This window comes from Viridibacillus sp. d25.2 (assembly GCF_055456015.2).
Genome location: NZ_CM196652.1, coordinates 3,429,410 through 3,453,688 on the forward strand (window position 1 = coordinate 3,429,410; position 24,279 = coordinate 3,453,688).

The 24,279-nt window shown below is 38.1% G+C and carries 20 protein-coding genes; 1 reads left to right on the forward strand and 19 read right to left on the reverse strand.

The window, feature by feature from the left end:
- Nucleotides 1-15: 15 nt before the first annotated feature.
- From glnA to ACZLO7_RS16965, 3 genes are all read right to left on the reverse strand, one after another.
- Nucleotides 16-1,350, reverse strand: coding sequence for a type I glutamate--ammonia ligase (gene glnA / locus ACZLO7_RS16955; protein ID WP_464937431.1), 1,335 nt, complete (start codon nt 1,348-1,350; stop codon nt 16-18).
- A 45-nt stretch (nt 1,351-1,395) separates the two neighbouring features.
- Complete coding sequence (locus ACZLO7_RS16960; protein WP_038184365.1) at nt 1,396-1,779, reverse strand: MerR family transcriptional regulator; 384 nt, start codon at nt 1,777-1,779, stop codon at nt 1,396-1,398.
- Nucleotides 1,780-1,955: 176 nt separating this feature from the next.
- On the reverse strand, nt 1,956-3,206 hold the full coding sequence (locus tag ACZLO7_RS16965; protein WP_464937430.1) for a methionine gamma-lyase family protein: 1,251 nt from the start codon (nt 3,204-3,206) through the stop codon (nt 1,956-1,958).
- Nucleotides 3,207-3,346: 140 nt separating this feature from the next.
- Between ACZLO7_RS16965 and ACZLO7_RS16970 the strand changes: the two genes are divergently transcribed.
- Entirely contained in the window at nt 3,347-3,964 is a 618-nt protein-coding gene (locus ACZLO7_RS16970; RefSeq protein WP_427748831.1) for a trimeric intracellular cation channel family protein, read from the forward strand.
- A 428-nt stretch (nt 3,965-4,392) separates the two neighbouring features.
- Here ACZLO7_RS16970 and ACZLO7_RS16975 read toward each other — a convergent pair whose 3' ends face one another.
- The 16 genes from ACZLO7_RS16975 to recA all read right to left on the reverse strand — a co-directional run bounded on the left by ACZLO7_RS16975 (nt 4,393) and on the right by recA (nt 24,220).
- On the reverse strand, nt 4,393-4,692 hold the full coding sequence (locus ACZLO7_RS16975; protein WP_427748833.1) for a rhodanese-like domain-containing protein: 300 nt from the start codon (nt 4,690-4,692) through the stop codon (nt 4,393-4,395).
- 99 nt (nt 4,693-4,791) lie between these two features.
- Nucleotides 4,792-5,022 carry an RNA chaperone Hfq gene (gene hfq / locus ACZLO7_RS16980; RefSeq protein ID WP_038184348.1) on the reverse strand — a complete coding sequence of 77 codons (231 nt, stop codon included), beginning with the start codon at nt 5,020-5,022 and terminating at the stop codon, nt 4,792-4,794.
- Between the two features lie 78 nt (nt 5,023-5,100).
- Nucleotides 5,101-6,015 (reverse strand): tRNA (adenosine(37)-N6)-dimethylallyltransferase MiaA, encoded by a 915-nt coding sequence (gene miaA, locus ACZLO7_RS16985; RefSeq protein WP_464937429.1) that lies wholly within the window; start codon nt 6,013-6,015, stop codon nt 5,101-5,103.
- Nucleotides 6,012-6,932 (reverse strand): alpha/beta hydrolase, encoded by a 921-nt coding sequence (locus ACZLO7_RS16990; RefSeq protein WP_464937428.1) that lies wholly within the window; start codon nt 6,930-6,932, stop codon nt 6,012-6,014. Before ACZLO7_RS16990 ends, miaA begins: the two co-directional genes overlap by 4 nt.
- Nucleotides 6,925-8,583, reverse strand: a complete 1,659-nt coding sequence (locus ACZLO7_RS16995; RefSeq protein WP_464937427.1) for a glycerol-3-phosphate dehydrogenase/oxidase — start codon at nt 8,581-8,583, stop codon at nt 6,925-6,927. The genes ACZLO7_RS16990 and ACZLO7_RS16995 overlap by 8 nt, the downstream gene beginning before the upstream one ends.
- A 28-nt stretch (nt 8,584-8,611) precedes the next feature.
- A complete protein-coding gene (gene mutL, locus ACZLO7_RS17000; protein ID WP_464937426.1) occupies nt 8,612-10,510 on the reverse strand; it encodes a DNA mismatch repair endonuclease MutL in 1,899 nt (632 codons plus the stop codon).
- A 12-nt stretch (nt 10,511-10,522) separates the two neighbouring features.
- Nucleotides 10,523-13,141 (reverse strand): DNA mismatch repair protein MutS, encoded by a 2,619-nt coding sequence (mutS, locus tag ACZLO7_RS17005; RefSeq protein WP_464937425.1) that lies wholly within the window; start codon nt 13,139-13,141, stop codon nt 10,523-10,525.
- A 130-nt stretch (nt 13,142-13,271) separates the two neighbouring features.
- Nucleotides 13,272-13,880 carry an outer spore coat protein CotE gene (cotE, locus tag ACZLO7_RS17010; RefSeq protein ID WP_464937424.1) on the reverse strand — a complete coding sequence of 203 codons (609 nt, stop codon included), beginning with the start codon at nt 13,878-13,880 and terminating at the stop codon, nt 13,272-13,274.
- Nucleotides 13,881-14,275: 395 nt separating this feature from the next.
- Complete coding sequence (locus ACZLO7_RS17015) at nt 14,276-14,710, reverse strand: YlbF/YmcA family competence regulator (protein WP_464937423.1); 435 nt, start codon at nt 14,708-14,710, stop codon at nt 14,276-14,278.
- Nucleotides 14,710-16,257: a tRNA (N6-isopentenyl adenosine(37)-C2)-methylthiotransferase MiaB gene (gene miaB, locus ACZLO7_RS17020; RefSeq protein ID WP_464937422.1), complete on the reverse strand. Its 1,548-nt coding sequence runs from the start codon at nt 16,255-16,257 to the stop codon at nt 14,710-14,712. The genes ACZLO7_RS17015 and miaB overlap by 1 nt, the downstream gene beginning before the upstream one ends.
- A gap of 900 nt (nt 16,258-17,157) precedes the next feature.
- Nucleotides 17,158-18,024 (reverse strand): 2-oxoacid:ferredoxin oxidoreductase subunit beta, encoded by an 867-nt coding sequence (locus ACZLO7_RS17025; protein WP_464937421.1) that lies wholly within the window; start codon nt 18,022-18,024, stop codon nt 17,158-17,160.
- Nucleotides 18,011-19,762: a 2-oxoacid:acceptor oxidoreductase subunit alpha gene (locus ACZLO7_RS17030; protein WP_464937420.1), complete on the reverse strand. Its 1,752-nt coding sequence runs from the start codon at nt 19,760-19,762 to the stop codon at nt 18,011-18,013. Before ACZLO7_RS17030 ends, ACZLO7_RS17025 begins: the two co-directional genes overlap by 14 nt.
- A 332-nt stretch (nt 19,763-20,094) precedes the next feature.
- The gene (locus ACZLO7_RS17035) at nt 20,095-20,361 is read right to left on the reverse strand and encodes a stage V sporulation protein S (protein WP_427748850.1); all 267 of its coding nucleotides are present in this window, start codon (nt 20,359-20,361) and stop codon (nt 20,095-20,097) included.
- Nucleotides 20,362-20,451: 90 nt separating this feature from the next.
- Nucleotides 20,452-21,249 carry a TIGR00282 family metallophosphoesterase gene (locus tag ACZLO7_RS17040; protein ID WP_038184310.1) on the reverse strand — a complete coding sequence of 266 codons (798 nt, stop codon included), beginning with the start codon at nt 21,247-21,249 and terminating at the stop codon, nt 20,452-20,454.
- A 140-nt stretch (nt 21,250-21,389) separates the two neighbouring features.
- Nucleotides 21,390-22,946 (reverse strand): ribonuclease Y, encoded by a 1,557-nt coding sequence (gene rny, locus ACZLO7_RS17045; RefSeq protein ID WP_427748852.1) that lies wholly within the window; start codon nt 22,944-22,946, stop codon nt 21,390-21,392.
- A gap of 212 nt (nt 22,947-23,158) precedes the next feature.
- Complete coding sequence (gene recA, locus ACZLO7_RS17050) at nt 23,159-24,220, reverse strand: recombinase RecA (protein WP_427748854.1); 1,062 nt, start codon at nt 24,218-24,220, stop codon at nt 23,159-23,161.
- Between the last annotated feature and the right edge of the window lie 59 nt (nt 24,221-24,279).

Consider the following 24,279-nt stretch of genomic DNA (forward strand, 5'->3'; position numbering starts at 1 on the left):
CAACGGGTTTAACTATTAATACATTTTCAAGTATTGGTCACGTTCCCATTGGTGAACTTGTGTGCGGAACATATCGAACTCAATTTCTTTTGCTTCCATAAAGTTAGCGTAGATATGTTCACCTAGGGCTGCTTTAGCCACTTCGTCTTTTGCTAGTGCAATTAGAGCAGCATCTAAGTTAGCTGGTAGGTTAGTAATACCGTGTTCAGCGCGTTCTTTTGCATCCATCACGTAGATGTTGCGGTCAACTGCTGCTGGTGGTGTTAATTTTTGTTCAATACCAGCAAGGCCTGATTCTAAAATTACAGCCATTGCTAAGTACGGGTTTGCAGCCGGGTCAACCGAGCGTACTTCTACACGAGTTGAAAGACCACGTGAAGCTGGGATACGGATTAAAGGACTACGGTTTTGCCCTGACCATGCTACGTAACAAGGTGCTTCATAACCTGGTACTAATCGTTTGTATGAGTTTACAGTCGGGTTTGTAATTGCTGTAAATCCTTCTACATGTTTCAGTACACCAGCCATAAATTGCATAGCTGTTTCACTTAAACCAATTTCAGCTGATTCATCGTAGAATACATTTTCTTTACCGTTGAATAGTGAAACGTTACAGTGCATACCTGAACCGTTTACACCGTAAAGTGGTTTTGGCATGAATGTTGCGTGCAGACCGTGTTTACGAGCGATTGTTTTAACAACCAATTTGAATGTTTGAATATTATCACACGCAGTAATAGCATCAGCATATTTGAAGTCAATTTCATGTTGACCTGGTGCTACTTCATGGTGAGATGCTTCGATTTCAAAGCCCATTTCTTCTAATTCAAGAACGATATCTCGACGGCAGTTTTCACCTAAGTCAGTTGGTGCTAAGTCAAAGTAACCACCATGGTCATTTAACTCAAGAGTTGGTTCACCACGATCATCTAGTTTGAACAAGAAGAATTCTGGTTCTGGCCCTAAGTTGAAATCTGTGAAGCCAAGTTCTTTCATGTGATTAAGAACACGTTTTAAGTTGTTACGTGGATCTCCTGCAAATGGAGTACCGTCTGCTTTGTATACATCACAGATGAATCGGCAAACTGTCCCTTTACCAGTAGTCCATGGGAATACGATGAAAGTATCTAAATCAGGATAAAGATACATATCTGATTCCTCGATACGTACGAATCCTTCGATTGAAGAACCGTCAAACATCATTTTATTATCTAATGCTTTATCTAATTGACTTACAGGAATTTCAACATTTTTTATCGTGCCTAAGATGTCAGTAAATTGTAAACGGATAAACTTAACTTCTTTTTCAGCTACTAATCTCTTAATATCTTCTTTTGTAAATTTTCCCACTCGATTCACTCTCCATGTAAAAAATTTTATATTTTACTCAGTTTCTCATTGAAAGAAACGTGATAGATCCCCTTGACGAATAGATGTTTTTTGAAGGCGTTGAGCTTGTTGCATCTCTTCTCTTAGAATGCGACGTAAATCCGCATCCGTAATGTCTTTTTTACCTAAATTCGCGATTGCTGGTTCATTTTTTAAAGCAAATACTTTTTTGATACCTGCCATATTAATACCTTGCTCCAACAAGTCTTTAATTTCAAGCAATGAATCGACATCATTTAAGGAGAACATTCGACGATTGCCTTCTGTTCTAGCTGGTTCGATTAAATTATGTTCTTCATAATATCGAATCTGACGAGCCGTTAAGTCTGTCAATTGCATGACTATACTAATTGGAAGTAATGGCATTGATCTTCGTATTTCACGACTCATAACATTCACCTTCCCCTTTATAATTCAAATAATACACCATGTTAGTTTTCCTGTCAAATTGATGTCATATAACTTAACATGACTTTTAGATAATGAAAAAAGCTTAGAGCCATCTGGTTTTCCAAGCTTTTTCTTATTACTAATTAAACATTTTCGAGTTATTTTCGGAAAATTAATTATTTTTGTAATTTTTGTACGGCACTTAAAGCTGCGTATTTCACGTGCTCGTATGTTAAACCACCCTGAACATACGCAGTATAAGGGGGACGAATTGGACCGTCAGCTGAAAGTTCAATGCTGGCACCTTGTATAAATGTTCCCGCAGCCATGATGACATCATCCTCATAACCAGGCATATAGGCTGGTTCTGGTGCAAAATGTGCATTAATTGGCGAACTTGCTTGAATAGCTTGGCAAAAAGCAATCATTTGATCTGCAGTCTTAAATGAAACAGACTGGATTAAATCAGTTCTTGGTGCTGCATAATGTGGCGAAGTCTTCATACCGATAGCTTCAAGTATTGCAGATGTGAATATCGCACCTTTTAAAGCTTGCGCAACAACATGGGGCGCTAAGAAGAATCCTTGATAAAAGTCTGCTAGGGCATTTAAAGTTGGGCCAGCTTCAGCACCAATTCCTGGTGAAGTCATACGGAATGCACATTGTTCAACTAAATCTGCACGTCCAGCAATATAACCTCCAATTTTAGCTAATCCACCACCTGGGTTTTTAATTAATGAGCCTGCCATTAAATCCGCCCCAACATCTGTTGGTTCCATTTCTTCAACAAATTCACCGTAGCAGTTATCTACAAATATAATAGCTGATGGTTGGATTTCACGAACCCTTTTAATCATACCAGCGATTTGTTCCACAGTGAAAGAAGGACGGGATGCGTATCCTTTAGAGCGTTGGATTGCAATTACTTTTGTTTTTTCAGATACAGCTTTTGTTACCTTATCCCAGTCAACGTCTTTATCATTCACTAAGTCAATATGTTGATAGCCAATGTTGAAGTCTTTTAATGAACCTGTATCTTTGTCACCACCATCAACAATAGATTGTAAAGTATCATAAGGTTGCCCAGTAATATACATAAGTTCGTCTCCCGGACGTAATACACCGAAGAGGCTTAAAGTAATGGCATGTGTGCCAGATATAATTTGTGGACGAACGATACAAGCCTCTGCACCGAACACTTCTGCATACACTCGTTCTAAATTGTCGCGTCCTTCATCATCATAGCCATAACCATTTGAAGGATGCAGATGAAAATCACTAACTTGCTGATTACGAAAAGCCGCTAATACTTTTTGTTGATTGAAGAAAGCCACTTCATCGACGTGATCATGGTAAGGTTTAACTTGTACTTCAATTTCTTTTGCTTGCATTAATAATTCTTTGCTGAAAGTTGTAGAATACGTCATTTTTTCGGCTCCCTTTTTATTTTTCCATTACTATCTTAACAATAACAACCAAAGAGTCAATCATTCGCTCAATAAAACTTGTAATAATCACTATTTTTGGTACAATTCAAGAACGTTCTTAGAAAGTTGAGGGTTTGTCCATGTCGTGGGATGTATTTAGTATTTTCGGCACAATTGCCTTTGCTATTTCAGGAGCAATTGTTGCAATGGAAGAAGAATATGATCTATTCGGAGTTTATTTACTTGGTATTGTGACTGCATTTGGTGGCGGAGCCATACGTAACATGCTCATAGGTGTACCTGTCTCTGCTCTTTGGGAACAAGAGACAATGTTTCAAATCGCTCTTATATCTATTACTATTGTTTTTATTTTCCCACAAAAATTACTGAAACATTGGCATAAATGGGGTAATTTCTTTGATGCTATCGGGTTATCAGCATTCGCTATTCAGGGAGCGCTTTTTGCAGTCAAATTAGATTTACCTGTTAGCGCGGCCATTGTTGCTGCTGTTTTAACTGGTTCTGGCGGTGGAATTATCCGAGATGTACTTGCTGGTCGTAAACCTCTTGTATTACGTGAGGAAGTGTATGCCGTATGGGCCGCACTTGCAGGCGGAATTATTGGTTTAGATATCTTCAAACAAGACATATGGTTGTACCTATTATTCGTTAGTATGACCGCACTACGTGTATTATCATACATGAAACATTGGCGACTCCCCTTCAAATCATTACGAGGGCAAAATTCAGACAAATAGTAAAGTAGAAGGTAGCATTTTATTGATTTGGAGAAGCGTCCGCTCGACTCCTGCAGGAAAAGTGAGACAGTCGAGACACAGCAGGAGCCTAGCAACGAAGCGAGCGGTAAGCTCCGGAAAACCTGATCTATCCTGTATACAAATAAAAAGACTGTGAAAACTCGTTTTTGCGAGTTTTTCTACAGTCTGTTTTTACTACATTTGTAGTTGATTGGAGCGAAGGTGGCGACTCCTGCGGGAAAAGGGACAGTCCAAACCTCTTCACCAAGCGGCTTGGCGCCCGCCCGCGGAAAGCGTCCACCGTAGCGAAAATCAACGATCTCATCTATTTATACATATTTTGAATAAAAAGCTGTAGAAAACTCGTTTTTTTCGAGTTTGTCTACAGTCTGAAGCGAATCGATTTACGATTCGCTTTTATATTTATCTTAAAATTCTAGCTCGCCTTCCCAAGCTAGCATGCCGCCTTCCATATTCGTTACGTCGTAACCTAAACCCGAAAGATAAGAACACGCGCTACCGCTACGTCCACCTGCATGGCAGATGAAGATATATGGTTTTGTTTTATCTAATTCATCGATTCTCTCAGGAATTGATCCAAGTGGAATATGGATAGCACCTGGGATTATACCGTTTGCCACTTCTTCATCTTCACGTACATCTACTAAAAATAGATCTTCATTTGCATCAACTTTTTCTAAAAGTTCAGTTGTTGTAATAGTTTTCATTATTATAATCCTCCATCATCTATAAAACTTATCAAATATCTCTTTTAGTATAGCTAGAAATAAAAAATTCGGCTAGTCTTTATACTAGCCGAAATCATTTTACTCTTCGTTATCTTGAGAAATATTAATGGATTTTGAAGGGGCGAATGTAGAAATGGCATGTTTATAAATCAAATGCTGCTTCCCATCAGATTCCAATAGTACTGTGAAATTATCATAAGATTTAATAAGACCTTTTAATTGAAAACCATTCAGCAAGAAAACGGTAACAAAAACCCCGTTTTTACGCATTTGATTTAGAAACGCATCTTGTAAGTTAATAGATTTCATGCAAAGCCACTCCCTCTTCTATTTTAAATAAATCTCCTCAATACCATGTATTCGATCTCATTTATGAAAAACCCTTTATTATTCCAATATTTCTCTAATTATTTTTTCTGTACCATCTAAACTATTAAACCATCTAACGTCCATTTTATTACGGAAATAAGTTAATTGACGTTTTGCATAGCGTCTTGAATTTTGCTTTAGCTGCTCTATTGAATCCTCTAATGATTGTTTGCCATCAAAATATGCATAAAGCTCCTTATATCCAATAGCTTGTACAGATTGCACGTCTCGGATATCCTTTTGCCATAGTGCTTCTACTTCAGCAAGTAGCCCTTGTTCCATCATTATATCTACACGTTTATTTATACGTTCATATAAAAGCTCACGATCCATATTTAAACCAATGATTAGATGTTTATAAAGTGGCTTCTCACCAAGGTTTTGCTCAACCGAAGATTTGGCTACACCACCATGCTGAATCATCTCAAGTGCCCTGATTACTCGCCGCGTATTGTTAGGATGAATTGCTTCAGCCGTTTTAGGATCAAGCTCTACTAATTTTGCATGCATTGCCTCAGGTCCTATTTCAATCAATTCTTTATAATAGGCTTCCCGTGCTGCTTCATCAACCTTTTCTTCCGTGAAGCGATAATCAAATAGTACAGCTTGAATATAAAGACCAGTTCCTCCAACAATAATTGGAAACTTTCCTTTCGCACGAATAAAGTCTATACGTTCACGCACGAGTTGCTGATATTCAGCGACCGAAAAGGATTCAGTAGGTTCTTTAATACTCAGCAGATGATGTGGTACTCCTTCCATTTCGGTTTCTGTAATCTTAGCTGTCCCTATATTCAGTTCTTTATAAATCTGCATGGAGTCACCATTAATAATTTCTCCATTTAACTTTTTAGCTAGCTCTATACTCAAGGCTGTTTTTCCAGAAGCTGTGGGACCCACAATGGCAATTACCTCTAAATCATGTTCTCTCATTCTTTTTCTAACCACCATATGATTTTGTTATAAACTTCTTCTCGGTTTACTTCATTTAATATTTCATGTCGTTTTCCTTCAAATAACTGTACGGTAACATTCGTTAATCCACAACCTTGATAGCTCTTAGCCACTTTCCAAATACCCTTACTAAAGCCACCAACAGGATCATCTGCACCACTTATTAAAAGAATAGGTAAATCCTTTCGAATTCTATTTATCTCTTCTTCCTTCGATAAAGTTATAATACCCCCAGTTAAATCAGCATAAAACTGATTAGTTGCCAAAAACCCGCAATCTTCATCTTCAAGATATTTAGCCACTTCCTCTGAATCTGATGATAGCCAATCAAAATCAGTCTGGGTATTTGAAAATGCACGATTGAAATTACCGAAAGACAATTTATCTAATAATGGGCTTTCCTTTGCTTTTCCTTGTAAACTCGCGAGACATTTTGCAAGTATATGCCCAGCTTGATGTGTCGGACTTGCTGCACCTGTTCCGCAGAAAATAGCTTTGGATAGCGTTTCACTGTAAAGCTCTGTATAACGACGTGCGATAAATGAACCCATGCTATGGCCAAATAAAATAACAGGCGGTAAGTGATGATCTGCTCGAACAAAGTTTAGTACTTCATGTACGTCTGACACCACTCTATCAAAACCTTGCTGATTAGCAAAAAAGCCCCTTGGTGAATCATTTAAAAAGGCTGTCTGTCCATGACCACGATGATCGTGCATGGAGACAACATAACCACGTTCTAATAAAAATTTTGCGAAACGTTCGTATCTATTACTATGTTCTGCCATTCCATGAAGAATGTGAATATGTCCCATCGGATCTTCACTAGGGAAATAGACAGTCACCGAAATGAGGTGACCGTCTAAAGTTTTAACTGTATGTGTATTTTTATTCATAAATGTCCTCTTTAGCAAAATGCGACGCTTCGAATAATAATTGATCTAATTCTATGCGATATTGCTCTTCCTGCGCTGCCGAGTAGGACAAGTATTTTTTCATTAATTTTATGACTGCTTCTTTATGTTCATAAACACTATCGATATCAAATAATAATCGACTTGAGCGACGAACAAAGAAATCTGCTGGCGTTTGTGTCATTTCATTTTGAATTGCATAAAGTAGCTGCGCATGTATTGCGATTGGTAAATCAACGACTGAATTATTCACTTTCAAAGTATGAATACTATTGAAGATTTCTTGAATGTTCGTACCGTATTTTGAGACGAGCATATGAGCCTCTTCTTTAGTTAATCCTAATTTTGTTCCTTCATATGTTTTATTTTTTACATAAGGGCCAAAATTAATTGAATTTATACCTTTAGCACCTGAAAGGGACATATGCTCTGTCACACATGGGCCTGACTTTCTAAACGGTTTCTTTTCTACGATTTTGTCGACGATATTTTCAGCCATTTTACGATAACCTGTTAATTTCCCACCAGCAATTGTCAATAAACCACTTGGGGATTCCCAGATCTCATCTTTACGAGAGATTTCTGAAGGATCTTTCCCCTCTTTGAAAATGAGCGGTCGGACTCCTGCCCAGCTTGATTCTACGTCTGTTTGTGTGACTTGTACATCCGGGAAAATATAGTGAATCGTGTCCATCAAATAAGCAACATCTTCATCCGTTGCAACTGGATTTACTGGGTTTTCTGCGTAAAATGTATCCGTTGTGCCGACATACGTTTTTCCATCACGAGGTATAGCGAAAACCATCCGGCCATCTGGTGTATCAAAGTATACAGATTGTTGAAGTGGGAAACGGGATTGGTCAATCACAATATGTACGCCCTTTGTGAGACGTAGCTGTTTATTGTTACTAATCTGGTCTTTTTTTCTCACTTCGTCTACCCATGGTCCTGTAGCATTTACTATTGTATTCGATTGAATTGTCCAAGTACGAGATGTAATTTGATCGCGAACAACTACTCCTGTAATTTTCTCTTTTTCATACTTAAATTCTTCTGCTTTTACATAGTTTAAGCAAACAGCACCTAGTTCAACAGCTTTCTTAATAACCTCAATAGTAAGACGTGCATCATCAGTACGGTATTCTACATAGTAGCCTCCCCCCAATAAGCCATCTTTTTTGAGAAGTGGTTCTTTTTGTAAAGTTTCCTTGGCACTCAGCATTTTACGACGCTCAGATTTGTTAACTCTAGCCAAATTATCATACACTTTTAAACCGAGTGAAGTTGAATAAGGTCCAAACGTCCCCCCCTTGTAGAAAGGAAGTAACATCCATTGTGGGGTTGTAATATGTACCCCATTTTCATATACGATGGCACGTTCTTTACCAACTTCAGCTACAACACCTATTTGTAGTTGTTTTAAATAACGCAAACCTCCATGAACTAGCTTAGTTGAGCGACTAGAAGTACCAGAAGCGAAATCTTGCATATCAATAAGCGCTACAGATAATCCTCTAGATACAGCATCTAACGCAATACCTGCTCCAGTAATTCCTCCACCAATTACTACGACATCAAAAGAATAAGCATCAAGTGTTTCAATAAAACCTTCACGTTGTGCAGATGAAAACATACTATCTTCCTCCTTTATTTTATAAAAATCACATAACTCTTTTAAACATTTTCTCAATTTCATACGTTTTAAAATGGACGATAACAGGTCTACCGTGTGGGCATGTGAACGGATTAATCATTCGTTTTAAATCACGTATTAACACTTCCATTTGTTGTGTGTCTAAGTAGTGATTTGCTTTTATGGAACGTTTACAACTCATCATAATAGCCGCAGCTTCACGTAATTTTCGTATATCCGTTTTACGTTCACGTAGAATTTGTTCAATTAATTCTTCAATTATTTCCTCTTCAAAATCTTTTGGGAACCAGGCAGGATGTTCTCTTACTACAAATGAGTTTGTGCCAAATTCCTCAAGAATAACTCCTACATCGATTAAATAATCCATATTCTCTCTTAACACTAGTGCTTCATCAGCTGAATAGTGGAATGTTAACGGAAATAGTAGTGCTTGACGTTCATTCGGATCGACCTGTCCTACTTTGTCTTTGAAAAACTCATATTTAATTCGCTCTTGCGCAGCATGCTGGTCAATTAAATAAAACCCATCCTCACTTTGCGCCACAATATACGTCCCATGTATTTGACCAACCACTTCAAGTTCCGGGAATGGTTCTTTTGTTTCGTGCTTTTCAGATTCTTCACTTGAGATTAAGTACTCTTCATCTTTCATATCTTGCTCTACATGTAATTTTGATTCTGCTAAATTGTCCGTACTATTTACTTGTTCCCAAGTTTCTTCCTTTATAAAACCTGAATTAGCTGACGAATTAAAAACATCTTGTGGAAATGGTCTCGTAAAAGGATCAGGCTCATCTTCCTGCTTAGGTTTTTCATTGAACTGGGGCATGCTTGTGTTTTGATGGTTCATCGATTTCCAGAAGTTGATTTGCTCACCAGTTTGCGGTACTTTTTTCTTCTTCTCTGCAATTTCAGGTGCCTGCATCGATTGACGAATTACTTTATGCAATGTCTTTTCAATTAAGTCCATTAACTCCGCTTCTTTGCTTAAACGAATTTGTTGCTTCGATGGATGAACATTTACGTCTGTTAAAAATGGATCGCCCTCAATATTAATAACAGAAATCGGAAATCTTCCTATCGGCAAGAAGGTATGATATGCATCAATGATTGCTTTTTGTACCGTAAAATGACGAACCCATCGACCATTGACGAAAATAGACATATAGTTCTTAGATGCTCTAGTGATTTCAGGTATTGTCGCAAAACCCGAAACTTTATAATCTGATGATTCCCCTTCAAATGTCACCATCTTTTTCGCGTTAGCAATACCATAAATTGCTGCTAACACTTGGAGCAAGTCACCACGTCCATTTGTTTGCAATAAAATATGGTCATGGTGACGTAATTTGAAAGCTGTATTTGGATAACATAGTGCCAAGCGATTCATTAAATCAATTGTGTGGCCTAATTCAGTTTGAATCGTTTTCATATATTTTAATCGTGCGGGCGTATTATAAAAAAGTTGGGATACTTTCATATCCGTTCCTTTACGTAAAGGAGCTGGTTTTTTGTCAATAACATAACCGCCCTCTAATTGTACTTCAATACCCACTTCACCGTTTGATGTTACAAGAGTAATTTTTGAAACTGAAGCAATACTCGCTAATGCTTCCCCTCGGAAACCTAGTGTACGGATACGGAATAAATCACGTTCATTTTCAATTTTACTCGTAGCATGGCGTTGAAATGATTTCAGCGCATCAGCTTCATCCATTCCACTTCCATTATCGATTACTTGAATGGAGGTTAAACCAGCTTCTTCTAAAATCACTTCAATTGAGGTGCTTCCTGCATCAATGGCATTTTCAACTAGTTCTTTTACAACAGATGAAGGGCGCTCAACTACTTCACCTGCTGCGATTTTATTGGACAGGAATTCATCCATAATATGAATATGGCCCATCTGTTGCACCTCCTATTTTTTTAATAACGATTGTTGCAATGAATAAACAAGTTGCAATGCATCCATCGGCGTTGTGCCGGACACATTTAGTGATCGGAGTTGCTCTAGCGCCTCTTGTTCTGATTTTGAAACGGCTACTTGAGTGACTTTTTTTGGCTCTTCTTCTGCAAATAGAGAAAGTTGAGATGGTTCGTCCTTCACAGTTTTCTCTGGTTCTGGTTTTGAGTTTACTTTTATCACGTTTGCCGCTGATGCAACATTTGTTGCTTCAAATTCTTCTAGTAAAGTACGCGCTCTAGAAATGATGTCAGCTGGTAATTCTGCTAGCTCGGCTACATGAATACCATAACTTTTATCCGCAGGTCCTTTTTTCACTTTGTGTAAAAAGACTACCTTACCATCTTGTTCCATTGCTGATACATGGACATTTTGCAAGCGATTTAAGTCGTTTTCTAAATCTGTTAATTCGTGATAATGAGTAGAAAATAATGTATTTGCACCTATTTTATTATGAATATACTCCATCATAGACTGCGCTAAAGCCATCCCATCATAAGTTGAAGTACCACGTCCAATTTCATCAAAAAGTAATAAACTTTTCGCAGTAGCATTTGTAATAGCATGTTGTGATTCCAACATTTCTACCATAAATGTACTTTGTCCCGCAGCTAAATCATCCGCTGCTCCAATACGTGTAAAAATTTGGTCAGTTATTGGTAATTCTGCTTCTTCTGCTGGTACATAACAGCCCATTTGCGCAAGAATTGTAATAAGTGCCACTTGTCTCATGTAAGTACTTTTACCAGACATGTTGGGCCCAGTAATTAGCATCATATTGCGATCATCAGTTAATATACAGTCATTTGGTACGTATAATTGCTGATTCATCATTTTCTCAACGACTGGATGACGTCCATTAACAATTTTAAGCGAACGTCCTTCGTGGAATACAGGTTTTGTGAATTGATACTTTTCTGTTACCGTTGCGAAACTTACGTAAACATCTAATCCACTGATTGCAGAAGCAAGTGCTTGTAATCTCGGGATATATTGTTTTAATTCTTCACGGATTTTTGTAAATAATGTATATTCAAGCGCCAAACTTTCTTCCTCAGCATTTAAAATAATAGCTTCTTTTTCCTTCAGTTCATCAGTAATGTAACGCTCTGCATTGGCAAGCGTTTGCTTACGTTCATATCTTTCTAGATCCGCTAAATGAATATATGATTTCGTAATTTCGATGTAATAACCAAATACTCGGTTATAACCAATTTTCAAATTCTTGATTCCTGTTTTCTCACGCTCTTGTTGTTCAAGCGCCGCAATCCAATCTTTTCCGTTGCGAGAGGCATATCGAAGCTCGTCCAATTTTTCGTCGTATCCACCGCGAATAACATCGCCCTCTTTAATCGAGATTGGTGGGTGATCTGTAATCGCATGACTTAAATAACTCTCTATATCACTACATAAATCAAGTGCTTTGCCTAAGCTTTGTAAATTTTCTTTAGCAGAGTTTTGCAATTGCTCTTGAATAACAGGCACTTGACGTAGGGATTCTCGTAATTGCGCTAAATCGCGTCCTCCAACATTTCCAAACGCAACACGTCCTGCCAAGCGTTCTAAGTCATAAACTTGTTTAAATAACTCCTGTAATTCTGCTCGAACAAAATATTCTTCTAACAAATCTGTAACGATACTCAAGCGCTTTTCAATATGTTGAAGGTTTGCTAATGGTTGATGTAACCACTGTTTTAATTTTCGACCACCCATTGCTGTAACAGTCTCGTCTAGTAACCATAATAGCGTTCCCTTTTGATCACCACCACGGAGCGATTGAATTAACTCTAAATTACGCTTTGAGTTTGTATCGATATTTAGATAATTTTTATTTTCATTGTATTGAAATGGTTGAATATGAGAGAGTGAGCGCATTTGTGTACGTTCGATATAGTGAAGAAGCTTTCGACCTGCATCGTGTAAATTATCAGGTGCTTCATCTAAATACTGTATACTTTTCGCTTCATCCATATACTCTTCTTCAATTGATAAGACAATTGATAGTGCTTCTGCCTGTTCAGTCAATTCTGCAAATAATTGCTCTGATACAACCATTTCTCGAATACCGAATGATTGAAGTTGCTGTAACAAAACTAAACCATCGCCTTCAATATAAGTAACATTTGCCTCACCCGTCGATAAATCTAAATAACAAAAAGCATATTCTGAAGCGTGTATTTGCTCAGTAGCTGCGATAAAGTGATTTGTTTTTCCATCTAACGCTTTGCCCTCCATGATTGTCCCAGGCGTAATCAATTGAACAACTTCACGTTTTACGACACCTTTTGCTTGTTTAACATCTTCTGTTTGTTCACATACGGCTACTTTATAACCTTTTTGAACAAGTGTCTCTATATAGTTTTTAGCGGAATGATGTGGCACTCCACACATAGGAATTCGTTCTTTCATCCCTGCATCCCGGCTTGTTAGTGTAATTTCTAAAATTTGTGATGCTTTTACAGCATCATCAAAAAACATTTCATAAAAATCGCCTAAACGGAAAAATAAAAAAGCATCTTTATAATCGGCTTTTACTTGTAAATATTGTTGAATCATTGGTGTATATGTTGTCATTTTAAAACCTCTCCTGTGTAGCTAAATCTTATTTCTATTATAACAAAATAAGTATTGAAATGCGTTTCATACTTTTTAGTCGGTTTACTCAAAAAAAATAAGCCGGCGTCGCCTCCGGCTTTAAAAGTGCTTAATGAAACGATGAAGATTCAAATGATGGACCTGACGATGATGATGATGACGATGATGACGAGCTCGACGATGAGCTTGATGATGAACTAGATGATGAGCTTTCATCTTCGAAATCCCACTCTTCTTCAAAATCTAATGGATGTACAGAGATACAAATTGTTGTCTCACCTACAACTTCTGCAAGCAATTCTCGTTCGATCGTGACTTGGAATTGCTCTCCGCAAGGTGTGATAATAGCTTCTGTACAGTTTGGATGTTGGATCACCTTCACATGAATATCTTCTTTTCCTGTCGTATCATTATCTCTATAATGAAGTTTGATACGGTCTCTATACAGTACCGTCTCAGAGAATACTGCTGTTTTTGAATGATTATGATAAGCGTACCAAACATTGACATCAAATTTGCCTGATACCTCAACAAAATTCCCATGTTTTTTGGCTGAATGCGTATGATTGATCACCCAGCACCCTAAAATACTTGATGGTTTATTAGGTGGTCTTAAATTTTCACATACTTCTGTTCTTTTTTTCCCCTTCGCGACGACCGCCTTTGTGACAATTTGACGCAACTGTTTCAGTGCGATTCCTCCTTTGCTTCTCTTCATTTCATCTTATGCTGCATGTGCCCATTGGGTGATTAGATTAACTTTTAAAAATAAAAAAACTACTGAATAGCCGTTCTTTCTTTAGCTACTCAGTAGTCTTCAATTATTCTATTACTTTGAATGCTAGACGAATAGCAGGATTTGCTGAACACGGATCCATTAGCGACTTCATAAAGGTTTTATCCCCTTGTTTTTATTGGCGTATTAGTAACCTTTATAGGCATTGTCATAAGTTTCATAATCTAACGCAGTCCAGCCACCTCTGTTAATCGTCATATTACTCTTCGTACCTACATGACCTGACTAAGGTAATGCTACTTCAAAAGGAAACTTCGGTATCTTTTTCACAAAAAACCCTTTAAAGATGTTAATTCTTTAAAGGGGGAGAATTCCTATTATGAACAGCTTCCAGGTTTTGAGTTTTGTACTTTTGAACCTGTTTCACCACGTAACAAATCGCCACCAGTTGATTCAACGATTTCATCTGTCACAGTGTTCGCAATTGCATTTGATACTAATTGTAATAAATCATTTACATCGCTTTGAGATTGTTTAAATTCTTCAACGATTGGTAAAGAATCAATTTCTTCTTCGATTTTAGCAATTTTATCTTCAATTAATCGAAGTGCTTTTTCTTTTCCGTAATGTTGGAAGTTTACTGCTTGTTTTTGTAAACTTTTTAGACTAGCAATTTTTTCACGTACCATTTGATTTTCGTTAATTTGTGCTTCTGCACGTTTGAAGAATTCCACTTCTTCTGTGTTCGCTACCATATGGGCAATTTCCATTGCTTTTGCGATAATTTGATCTTTAGTATACATTTCTGCCATTATAATTCCACCTTTTGGTTCGTCACGACTTCGATAAAATCTCCTTGTAATGACCAAGTTTTCGCTTCAGTAACTTGTACTTTTACAATTTGACCGATTACTTCTTTAGGAGCGACAAAGTTAACGAGTTTATTTTTTCTTGTATAACCTGCTAGTACATTCGGGTTTCGTTTACTTTCCCCTTCTACTAACACTTCGACAATTTGACCATCATATTGTTTAATTGCTTCTCCACAAAGTTGGTTCACTACATCATTTAATCGTTGTAGACGCTCTTTTTTCACATCCATTGGTACATTATCTTGCATTTTCGCTGCAGGAGTACCTTCACGTGGTGAATAAATGTACGTGAACGCCATTTCAAAGCCAACTTCTTTATATAAAGATAACGTTTCTTCAAATTGCTCATCAGTTTCATTTGGGAAACCGACGATAATATCAGTTGTTAACGCTACATCTGGAATCGCTTTTCTAATTTTGCGTACAAGTTCTAAATAGCTTTCACGCGTATATTTACGAGCCATGATCTTCAGCATATCACTTGAACCTGATTGCACTGGTAAATGAATGTGTTCAACTAAATTCCCTTTTGTCGCTAATACTTCAATTAAATAATCATCAAAATCACGAGGGTGACTTGTCGTAAAACGAATGCGAGGAATATCAATTGTACGCAATTCATTCATTAAATCGCCAAGGCCATATTTTAGGTCTTCAAAGTCTTTTCCGTAAGCGTTTACGTTTTGACCAAGTAATGTCACTTCTTTATAGCCTTGCGCAGCTAATTGGCGCACTTCTTGAATAATATCATCTGGGCGTCGACTACGCTCTTTTCCACGTGTATAAGGTACGATACAGTATGTACAGAATTTATCACAGCCGTACATGATATTAACCCAAGCCTTTGTATTCCCTTTTCGTACTTTCGGAAGGTTTTCGATGACGTCTCCTTCTTTAGACCACACTTCAATAACCATTTCTTTCGACATATATGCTTCGTTTAAAATATCAGGTAAACGATGAATATTATGCGTCCCGAAAATCATATCAACTTGGTCATATGTTTTCAAGATTTTCTTAACTACAGCTTCTTCTTGCGACATACATCCACATACACCAATTAATAAATCAGGATTTTTTTGCTTTAACGGTTTAAAATGGCCAAGTTCACCAAATACTTTGTTCTCCGCATTTTCTCGGATAGCACAAGTATTCATTAAGATGACATTCGCATCTTCGACGTTATTTGTTGCTTCGTAACCAAGTTGTAGGAAAATCCCCGCCATTACTTCTGTATCATGCTCATTCATTTGGCAACCGTACGTACGAATGTAGAATTTACGACCATGTCCCATACCCATGTATTTCTCATCAATCGCGAAGTCTTTATGGTATTGAACTTCTTCTTTACCACGTTTCTTTGCATCTTTTAAAGATGGCGCTGTATATACAGATTGAAAATATTTACTATAGTCCTTCTCGGATTTTTTGTCCGATGGATCTGGTTGTTTCACTTGTTGACTAGCAAGTCGCTGTTCTTCGTTCATCAGTAAACTCCTTCCGCTCGTATTCGCACACTCGAATACCCATTTTCTTATTATACTGAATGGAGTGTGGTTCCTACAAGAAAAGAACGTTAATTGTCGGTGTTTCGACATATAGCTTGTTTATAAGGAGGAGGATATTGGTTCCTTTGTGTTATTTGGGGGATTTTCGCTACTCATGGGGTTTTGGTGCTACTCATGGCTCTGTGGCCATGCTCGGGGGTTATTTCGCGCTACTCGAACTCTTTGGCGCTACTCAAGCTTTCTTTAGCGCTGCTCAGACTTTCTTTGGCGCTACTCGAACTTTCTTTGGCCCTACTCAGGCTTTATTTAGCGCTGCTCGAGCTTTCTTTGGCGCTACTCGGGCTTTCTTTAGCTCTACTCACTGGCTCTTTGGCGCTACTCAGGCTTTATTTAGCTCTACTCAGACTCTTTGGCGCTACTCAGGCTTTCTTTAGCGCTGCTCGAGCTCTCTTTGGCGCTACTCAGGCTTTTTTTTGCCCTACTCAGGCTCTTTGGCGCTACTCAGACTTTCTTTAGCGCTACTCGGGCTTTCTTTAGCCCTACTCAGGCTTTCTTTAGCCCTACTCAGGCTTTCTTTAGCCCTACTCAGGCTTTCTTTAGCCCTACTCAGGCTTTCTTTGGCGCTACTCAGGCTTTCTTTGGCGCTACTCAGGCTTTCTTTGGCGCTACTCGAGCTTTCTTTAGCCCTACTCAGACTCTTTGGCCCTACTCAAGCTTTCTTTAGCGCTACTCAGGCTTTCTTTGGCGCTACTCAGACTTTGTAACCCCATTCCAATAATAAGGTAAGCCACTTTTATTCTTATCAATGCCTCATTAACAATAAAAAAACTAATCCTCTAGCCAGAAAAAAGACTTGAGGATTAGTTACTAAATTATTTATTACATAAATTCTTTCATTAGATCTTGAAGATCTTTTTCTTCAATCATCATTTCTTGCTGATTAAGTGGTTCTTCACTATATCCATTTACTAAGTTTTGGTACGAAGGCGTTTCTTCGTCTTGATAAATGATACCTGTTACTAGACCTTCATGCTCCATTACAGTTGCCATTGCTTGTGCACGGTTTGTAGAATCGTAGCCTTCAATGCTTGATAATTTTGTAATGTTTTCTTTGAACCAGTCATAAGTATTGATTTTGTTGTAAGTTACACAAGGGCTGAACACATTAATAAATGAGAAACCATTGTGATTCATACCTGCTTCAATAATCGCAGTTAGCTCTTTTAAATCTGTAGAGAAGCTTTGTGCTACGAATGTTGCACCAGCAGATAATGCTACTTCCAATGGTTTTAATGATGGTTCGATTGCGCCACCTGGTGTTGATTTTGTGACAAAACCAGCAGCTGAGCGTGGTGATGTTTGCCCTTTAGTTAAACCATAGATTTGGTTATCCATGACGATGTACGTAATATCAATGTTACGACGGATTGAATGAATTGTATGACCCATACCGATTGCGAAACCGTCACCGTCACCGCCTGAAGCGATTACTTTTAAATTGCGGTTTGCCATTTTCAATCCTTGTGCAATTGGTAATGCACGTCCGTGAATACCATGTAATCCATATGAATTGATGTATCCCGAGATACGACCTGAACAGCCGATTCCTGAAACAACTGCTAGTTCATGTGGTTGGATTTCTAGATTTGCTGCAGCACGTTGAATCGCAGCTTGCACTGAAAAGTCACCACATCCAGGACACCAGTTAGGTTTAACATTATTTCGGAAATCCTTAAATGTTACCATCTGTTAGCAACTCCTTCACGCGGCCTAACAATTCTTTTGGCAAGAATGGTGTGCCGTCATATTTCACTAAGCTAATAATTTTATCGTGTGCGCCAATATTCATTTTCATTACATTAGCTAATTGACCAGTAGCATTATTCTCAACGACAATTACTTTTTTTGCATTGTCGATCAATTCTCTCATTTCCTCTGTTGGGAATGGGTGAATTAAACGAATATGTGCATGATTTGTTTTGATGCCTTCTTTATTTAACATTGGTTGAATTTCTTCCAACGCACCTTTAGTCGAGTTAAAGCCAACTAATAAAACATCTGCTTCTTCATGAGGTGTATTTTTAAATATAGGCATATTAAAGTTTACATAATCTAATTTACGGAATCGTTTGTCCATTTGCGCTTTACGGTTGCCCGCTGCTTCAGATGGTTTACCTGTTTCATCATGTTCGACACCTGTAACGTGATGAATACCATTTTTTTGACCTGGTACGACACGAGTTGACACGCCATCTTCTGTTACTTCATAGCGTTTGAAGTATGCTTTATCTTCTGATTCAGGTAATTCGCCAAGTTCTAATTTGCCACGACGAATTTCGATTTTTGAGTAATCAAATGGTTCAACAGTTTGTTTACCAAGTGATAATTGAAGATCCGATAATAAGATAACTGGCAATTGTAGTTCTTCTGCAATGTTGAACGCTTGAATTGTATCGTAGAACGCTTCTTCACCAGTACTTGGTGCGATAACAACTTTAGGAATTTCACCATGTGTTCCATATAGCATTGCCATTAAATCAGATTGTTCTTGTTTTGTTGGTAGACCTGTTGATGGACCACCTCGTTGTGTATCAACAATAACAAGTGGTTGTTCTGTCATTCCTGAAAGCCCGATTGCTTCCATCATTAATGATAAACCAGGACCAGCAGACGCTGTAAATGAACGTACGCCACCATAGTTTGCGCCGATTGCCATTGTTGCAGCAGCGATTTCATCTTCTGTTTGGATAACAGTACCACCGAATTCCGGCAATTTTTTGATTAAGTATTCCATTATTTCTGACGCTGGAGTGATTGGGTATGCTGCCATGATGCGGGAGCCTGCAGCTAATGCACCTAGTGCGATAGCTTCATTACCGATCATAAACAAGCGGTGTTTTCCGTCAGCTGGTTCTAATTCGAATTTTCCGATATTATCACCAAGCATGCCATTCATTAGTTCATGTCCTTGTGCAATGGCAGTCATATTTTTTTGGACAACTGTTTCACCTTTACGTCCGAAGATTTCATCAACGACGCTCTGGAAAACTTCATCTTCAAGATTTAATAATGCAGCGGTTGCACCGATTGCCACCATGTTTTTCATTAAAGTAGTTCCTAATTCAGCAGCTACTTCTGTGAATGGTACAACGTAAAGTGTTGCAGGGCAATCTTCTGGTTTTACAGGCTTAAATTTAGCATCTGCTAAAATAACGCCTTCTGTTGTTAACTCTTTATAATTGACATCAATTGTTTCTTGGTCAAATGCAACCAATATATCTAAATCATCTGGAATCGTGTGTACGACAGATGTGCGTACGTTAATTTTATTGTTCGTATGGCCACCTTTAATGCGGGAAGAGAAGTGACGGTATCCATATAAATGGTATCCAAGACGGTTCATAGCCGTAGAGAAAATTTCTCCCGTACTCTCAATACCTTCCCCTTGTTGCCCACCGACTTTCCATGAAAGCTGATGTAACATGTATAACATCTCCTTAATTACAGGTTTTAAGCTTTTTTTATCCTTCATCAGTTTATCACGAAGACCCGATGTAAACTATTGTTTATAAGCGATTTCTTTGAAATTCAGACCTTTGACGGAAAAGCTCGTTCAATAAGTTGTAAAAATAATCACTGACAATACTCACTATGTTAACATACTTTTCTATGTATAGTAAAAAGCTTAGTTTGCTCACTTCATCGTACAAAGGGCAACCTAAAGCTGCATTTTTTAATAAGCAAAAATACAAAACCCCATTCCCATTATTTTCCCCATAAAAAAATACCGGTTTCCCGGTATTTTGGTTTTTCTATTTATCTAGTACGCTTTTCAACTAAAAGCTTCATAGCCGTTCGGTCTTCACCTGCAATTAAAATATCCGTAAATGCAGGCGAACAAGTCAAGTCCGTTCCACTTGGTGCAACAAATCCTCTTGCAATTGCAACTGCTTTAACAGCTTGATTTAGTGCGCCTGCTCCAACTGCTTGCATCTCTGCAAAGCCTTGCTCTCTGATGACTGCTACTAATGCGCCAGCGACTGAGTTTGGGTTTGAGCGAGAAGATACTTTCAATGAATCCACAACAATTCCTCCCTTAATTTGAAAAAATGTGGGACATCTCTATTGTCCATGAATTATTGTATGCAGTAGGTTTTGGATATAGACTTGAAATTAGGCTTTAAATGGATAATCTGCATTAATATATATGCGTTCAAATGATTTTGCTAAGCCCGTTTTATCATCAAGATCAACAAAGAAGCCACTTAACACTTCTCGACCTTGCTTTGGTACTTCAAAACGTGTTGGCATATTTGTTTTAAATCTATAGATTACACTTTCCTTATTCATTCCAAGTACTTCATCATAAGGTCCAGTCATTCCAACATCGGTAATATATGCTGTTCCTCCAGGATAAATTCGAGCATCCGCTGTTTGAACATGTGTATGTGTACCTACAAGAGTTGATACTCGGCCATCTAGATACCAGCCCATTGCAATTTTTTCACTCGTTGTTTCGGCATGGAAATCTACGAAAATAAGTGGAGAAACTTTTTTTGCTTCTTCAATTAATTCGTCTGCTTTAGCAAATGGATCGCCATGTGGTGGTAAGAAAGTACGTCCATGTAAATTGATTACCGATAAAGTATGACCATTTTTTGAAATAGTCGTCATCCCTTTGCCGGGTGCTTCGTCCGAGAAGTTTGCGGGTCTAATTAAGAATTCAGCATCGTCGATGAAATCGAAAATTTCTTTTTGATCCCATGTGTGGTTACCCATTGTAATGACATCTACGCCCGTCATTAATAACTCTTGATAAATAGCTCTTGTAATCCCACGTCCAGCAGCGGCGTTCTCTCCGTTTGCAATGACAACATCTGGTGCATATTTTCTCTTTAATCTTGGTAAATATGTTTCAACAGCTGTACGGCCAATTGAGCCGACAATGTCTCCGATAAATAGTACTTTCATTATTGATTCACTCTTTTCCAACAAAAAAGGCTTCTCGACCGAGGTTCTAAGAAGCCTTCTTTATAAAATATTTGAATTTTTCAATTCAGTTTTCTTACTTTACATTTGGCGTATACTTACTTCTTATTCTAAGGAGTTAATTATTTCGCATATTCGACTGCGCGTGTTTCACGAATAACCGTCACTTTAATATGCCCTGGATAATCCAGTTCATCCTCAATACGTTTGCGAATATCACGTGCTAGACGATGTGAAGCTAAATCATCGATTTGATCAGGACGTACAATTATACGTATTTCACGACCAGCTTGAATAGCGAATGATTTCTCAACGCCTTCATATGATTCAGAGATTTCTTCTAGTTTTTCTAGTCGACGAATATAGTTTTCAAGTGTTTCACTACGTGCACCTGGGCGGGCTGCAGATAAAGCATCAGCAGCAGCTACTAATACCGCAATAACTGAAGTTGGTTCAGTATCACCATGGTGAGAAGCAATACTGTTAATAACAACAGGATGTTCTTTGTATTTTGTAGCCAATTCCACACCAATTTCTACGTGACTTCCTTCTACTTCATGGTCAATTGCTTTACCAATATCATGCAGTAATCCTGCTCGTTTTGCTAAAAGTACATCTTCACCTAGCTCTGCTGCTAGTAAGCCCGCTAAGTGAGCAACCTCTACAGAGTGTTTAAGTACATTTTGACCATAACTTGTACGATATTTCATACGACCTAAAATTTTCATTAAATCCGGATGTAAATTGTGGATACCCACTTCGAATGTTGTTTGTTCACCTGTTTCACGAATTTGCTCGTCCACTTCACGGCGAGATTTCTCAACCATCTCTTCGATGCGAGCTGGATGGATACGGCCGTCTTGAACTAACTTTTCAAGTGCTAGACGTGCTGTTTCTCTGCGAATTGGATCAAATCCTGATAGAATAACTGCTTCAGGTGTATCATCAATAATTAAATCAATACCTGTAAGCGTTTCAAGTGTTCGAATGTTACGGCCTTCACGTCCAATAATACGACCTTTCATCTCGTCATTTGGTAAATTGACGACTGAAACTGTCGTTTCTGCAACGTGATCAGCTGCAAAGCGCTGAAGGGCTAGTGATAAAATTTCTCGTGCTTTTTTGTCTGATTCTTCTTTTGCTCGCATTTCAGATTCTTTCGTCATAACTGCTATATCAGTTGATAACTCGTTTTCTACTTGTTTTAGAATAATGACTTTTGCTTCTTCACGAGTTAATGCTGAGATACGTTCGATTTCAGATTGCTGTTTAGCTACGAGTTCTTCCACTTTGCTTTCCATCTGTTCAATATGCTGTTGTCTATCGTTTAGAGCATCGTCTTTACGCTCTAAACCTGCTTCCCTCTTGTTCAGAGCTTCATCCTTGCGATCAAGATTTTCTTCTCTTTGCAATAACCGGTTTTCCTGTTTCTGAAGCTCAGACCGGCGTTCACGGATGTCGTTTTCTGCTTCAGTTCGAAGTGTGTGAGTTTCATCTTTTGCTTCAAGAAGTGCTTCTTTCTTTAGAGCTTCCGCTTCTCTTTTACCTTCATCTATGATGAGCTCTGCGGAACTCTTTGCACCTGTCACTTTTGAATCATTCACTCTTTTATTGACGTAATAGATAACAGCGGCACCGACGATGAGTCCAAGCAAAGCGGAGATGATGTTTCCAGTCATTCGAACACCTCCTCTTGCTGTATTGTTTTCATTTTTAGTCGGCTATACATTAAGTATTTCTAGGAGCTCTCAATATACTGCCTATTTCATTTCAATTTAAGAAATTATACAAGTTTAATTGTATAGTTGAAAAAAAACAATGTCAAGGATTCACAGTTATAGTTATAGTCAAAAGGGCCCTTCAATTGACATTGAAAGACCCTCAGAAAATCTTACTCTTCATTTAATAATGATGATAATTCTGCATCCATTGCTTCATCCTCTTCAGATTCAACTGTATAAGAATCAGTTGCAATCCCAGAAGCTACGCGGATTTTATGTGCAATTTCATTGCTAATTTCAGGGTTTTCTTTTAAGAATTGTTTTGCATTTTCGCGTCCTTGGCCTAAACGTTCTTCTTCATAAGCATACCAAGAACCGCTCTTTTGCACGATTTCTTTTTCTACACCGATATCGATGATTTCGCCTTCTTTAGAAATCCCTTCGCCATACATAATATCAACTTCAGCTGTTTTGAATGGTGGTGCCACTTTGTTTTTAACGACTTTAATTTTAGTTCTGTTACCTACCATATCATTACCTTGTTTGATTGTTTCTGCGCGACGTACTTCTAAACGTACAGAACTATAGAATTTCAGCGCACGTCCACCTGGTGTTGTTTCCGGGTTACCGAACATAACACCAATCTTTTCACGAATTTGGTTAATGAAAATAGCAATTGTATTAGACTTGTTAATAATCCCTGATAATTTACGCAATGCTTGGGACATTAAACGTGCTTGTAGACCAACATGTGAATCACCCATGTCACCTTCAATTTCGGCTTTTGGTACAAGGGCTGCTACAGAATCGATAATAATGATATCGATTGCGCCACTACGTACAAGAGCTTCAGCGATTTCTAGAGCTTGCTCCCCTGTATCTGGTTGCGATAGTAATAATTCATCAATATTAACGCCTAGTTTTTGTGCATAGACAGGGTCAAGTGCATGTTCTGCATCAATAAACGCTGCTGTGCCACCATTAGCTTGTACTTCTGCAATCGCATGAAGTGCTACAGTTGTTTTACCAGAACTCTCTGGTCCATATATTTCAATAACTCGACCACGTGGATAACCACCTACTCCAAGTACTGTATCAAGTGCTAAAGAACCACTTGAAGAAGTCAAAATTTCGATATCTGTTTTTTCGCCTAATTTCATAACTGAACCTTTACCAAATTGCTTTTCAATTTGTTTAAGGGCCATATCTAATGCTGCTTTACGATCGCTCAATCTTGTTCCTCCTTCGAAAACATTGTCTCTTTTATATCTGTATCTACTATACTTCTTTT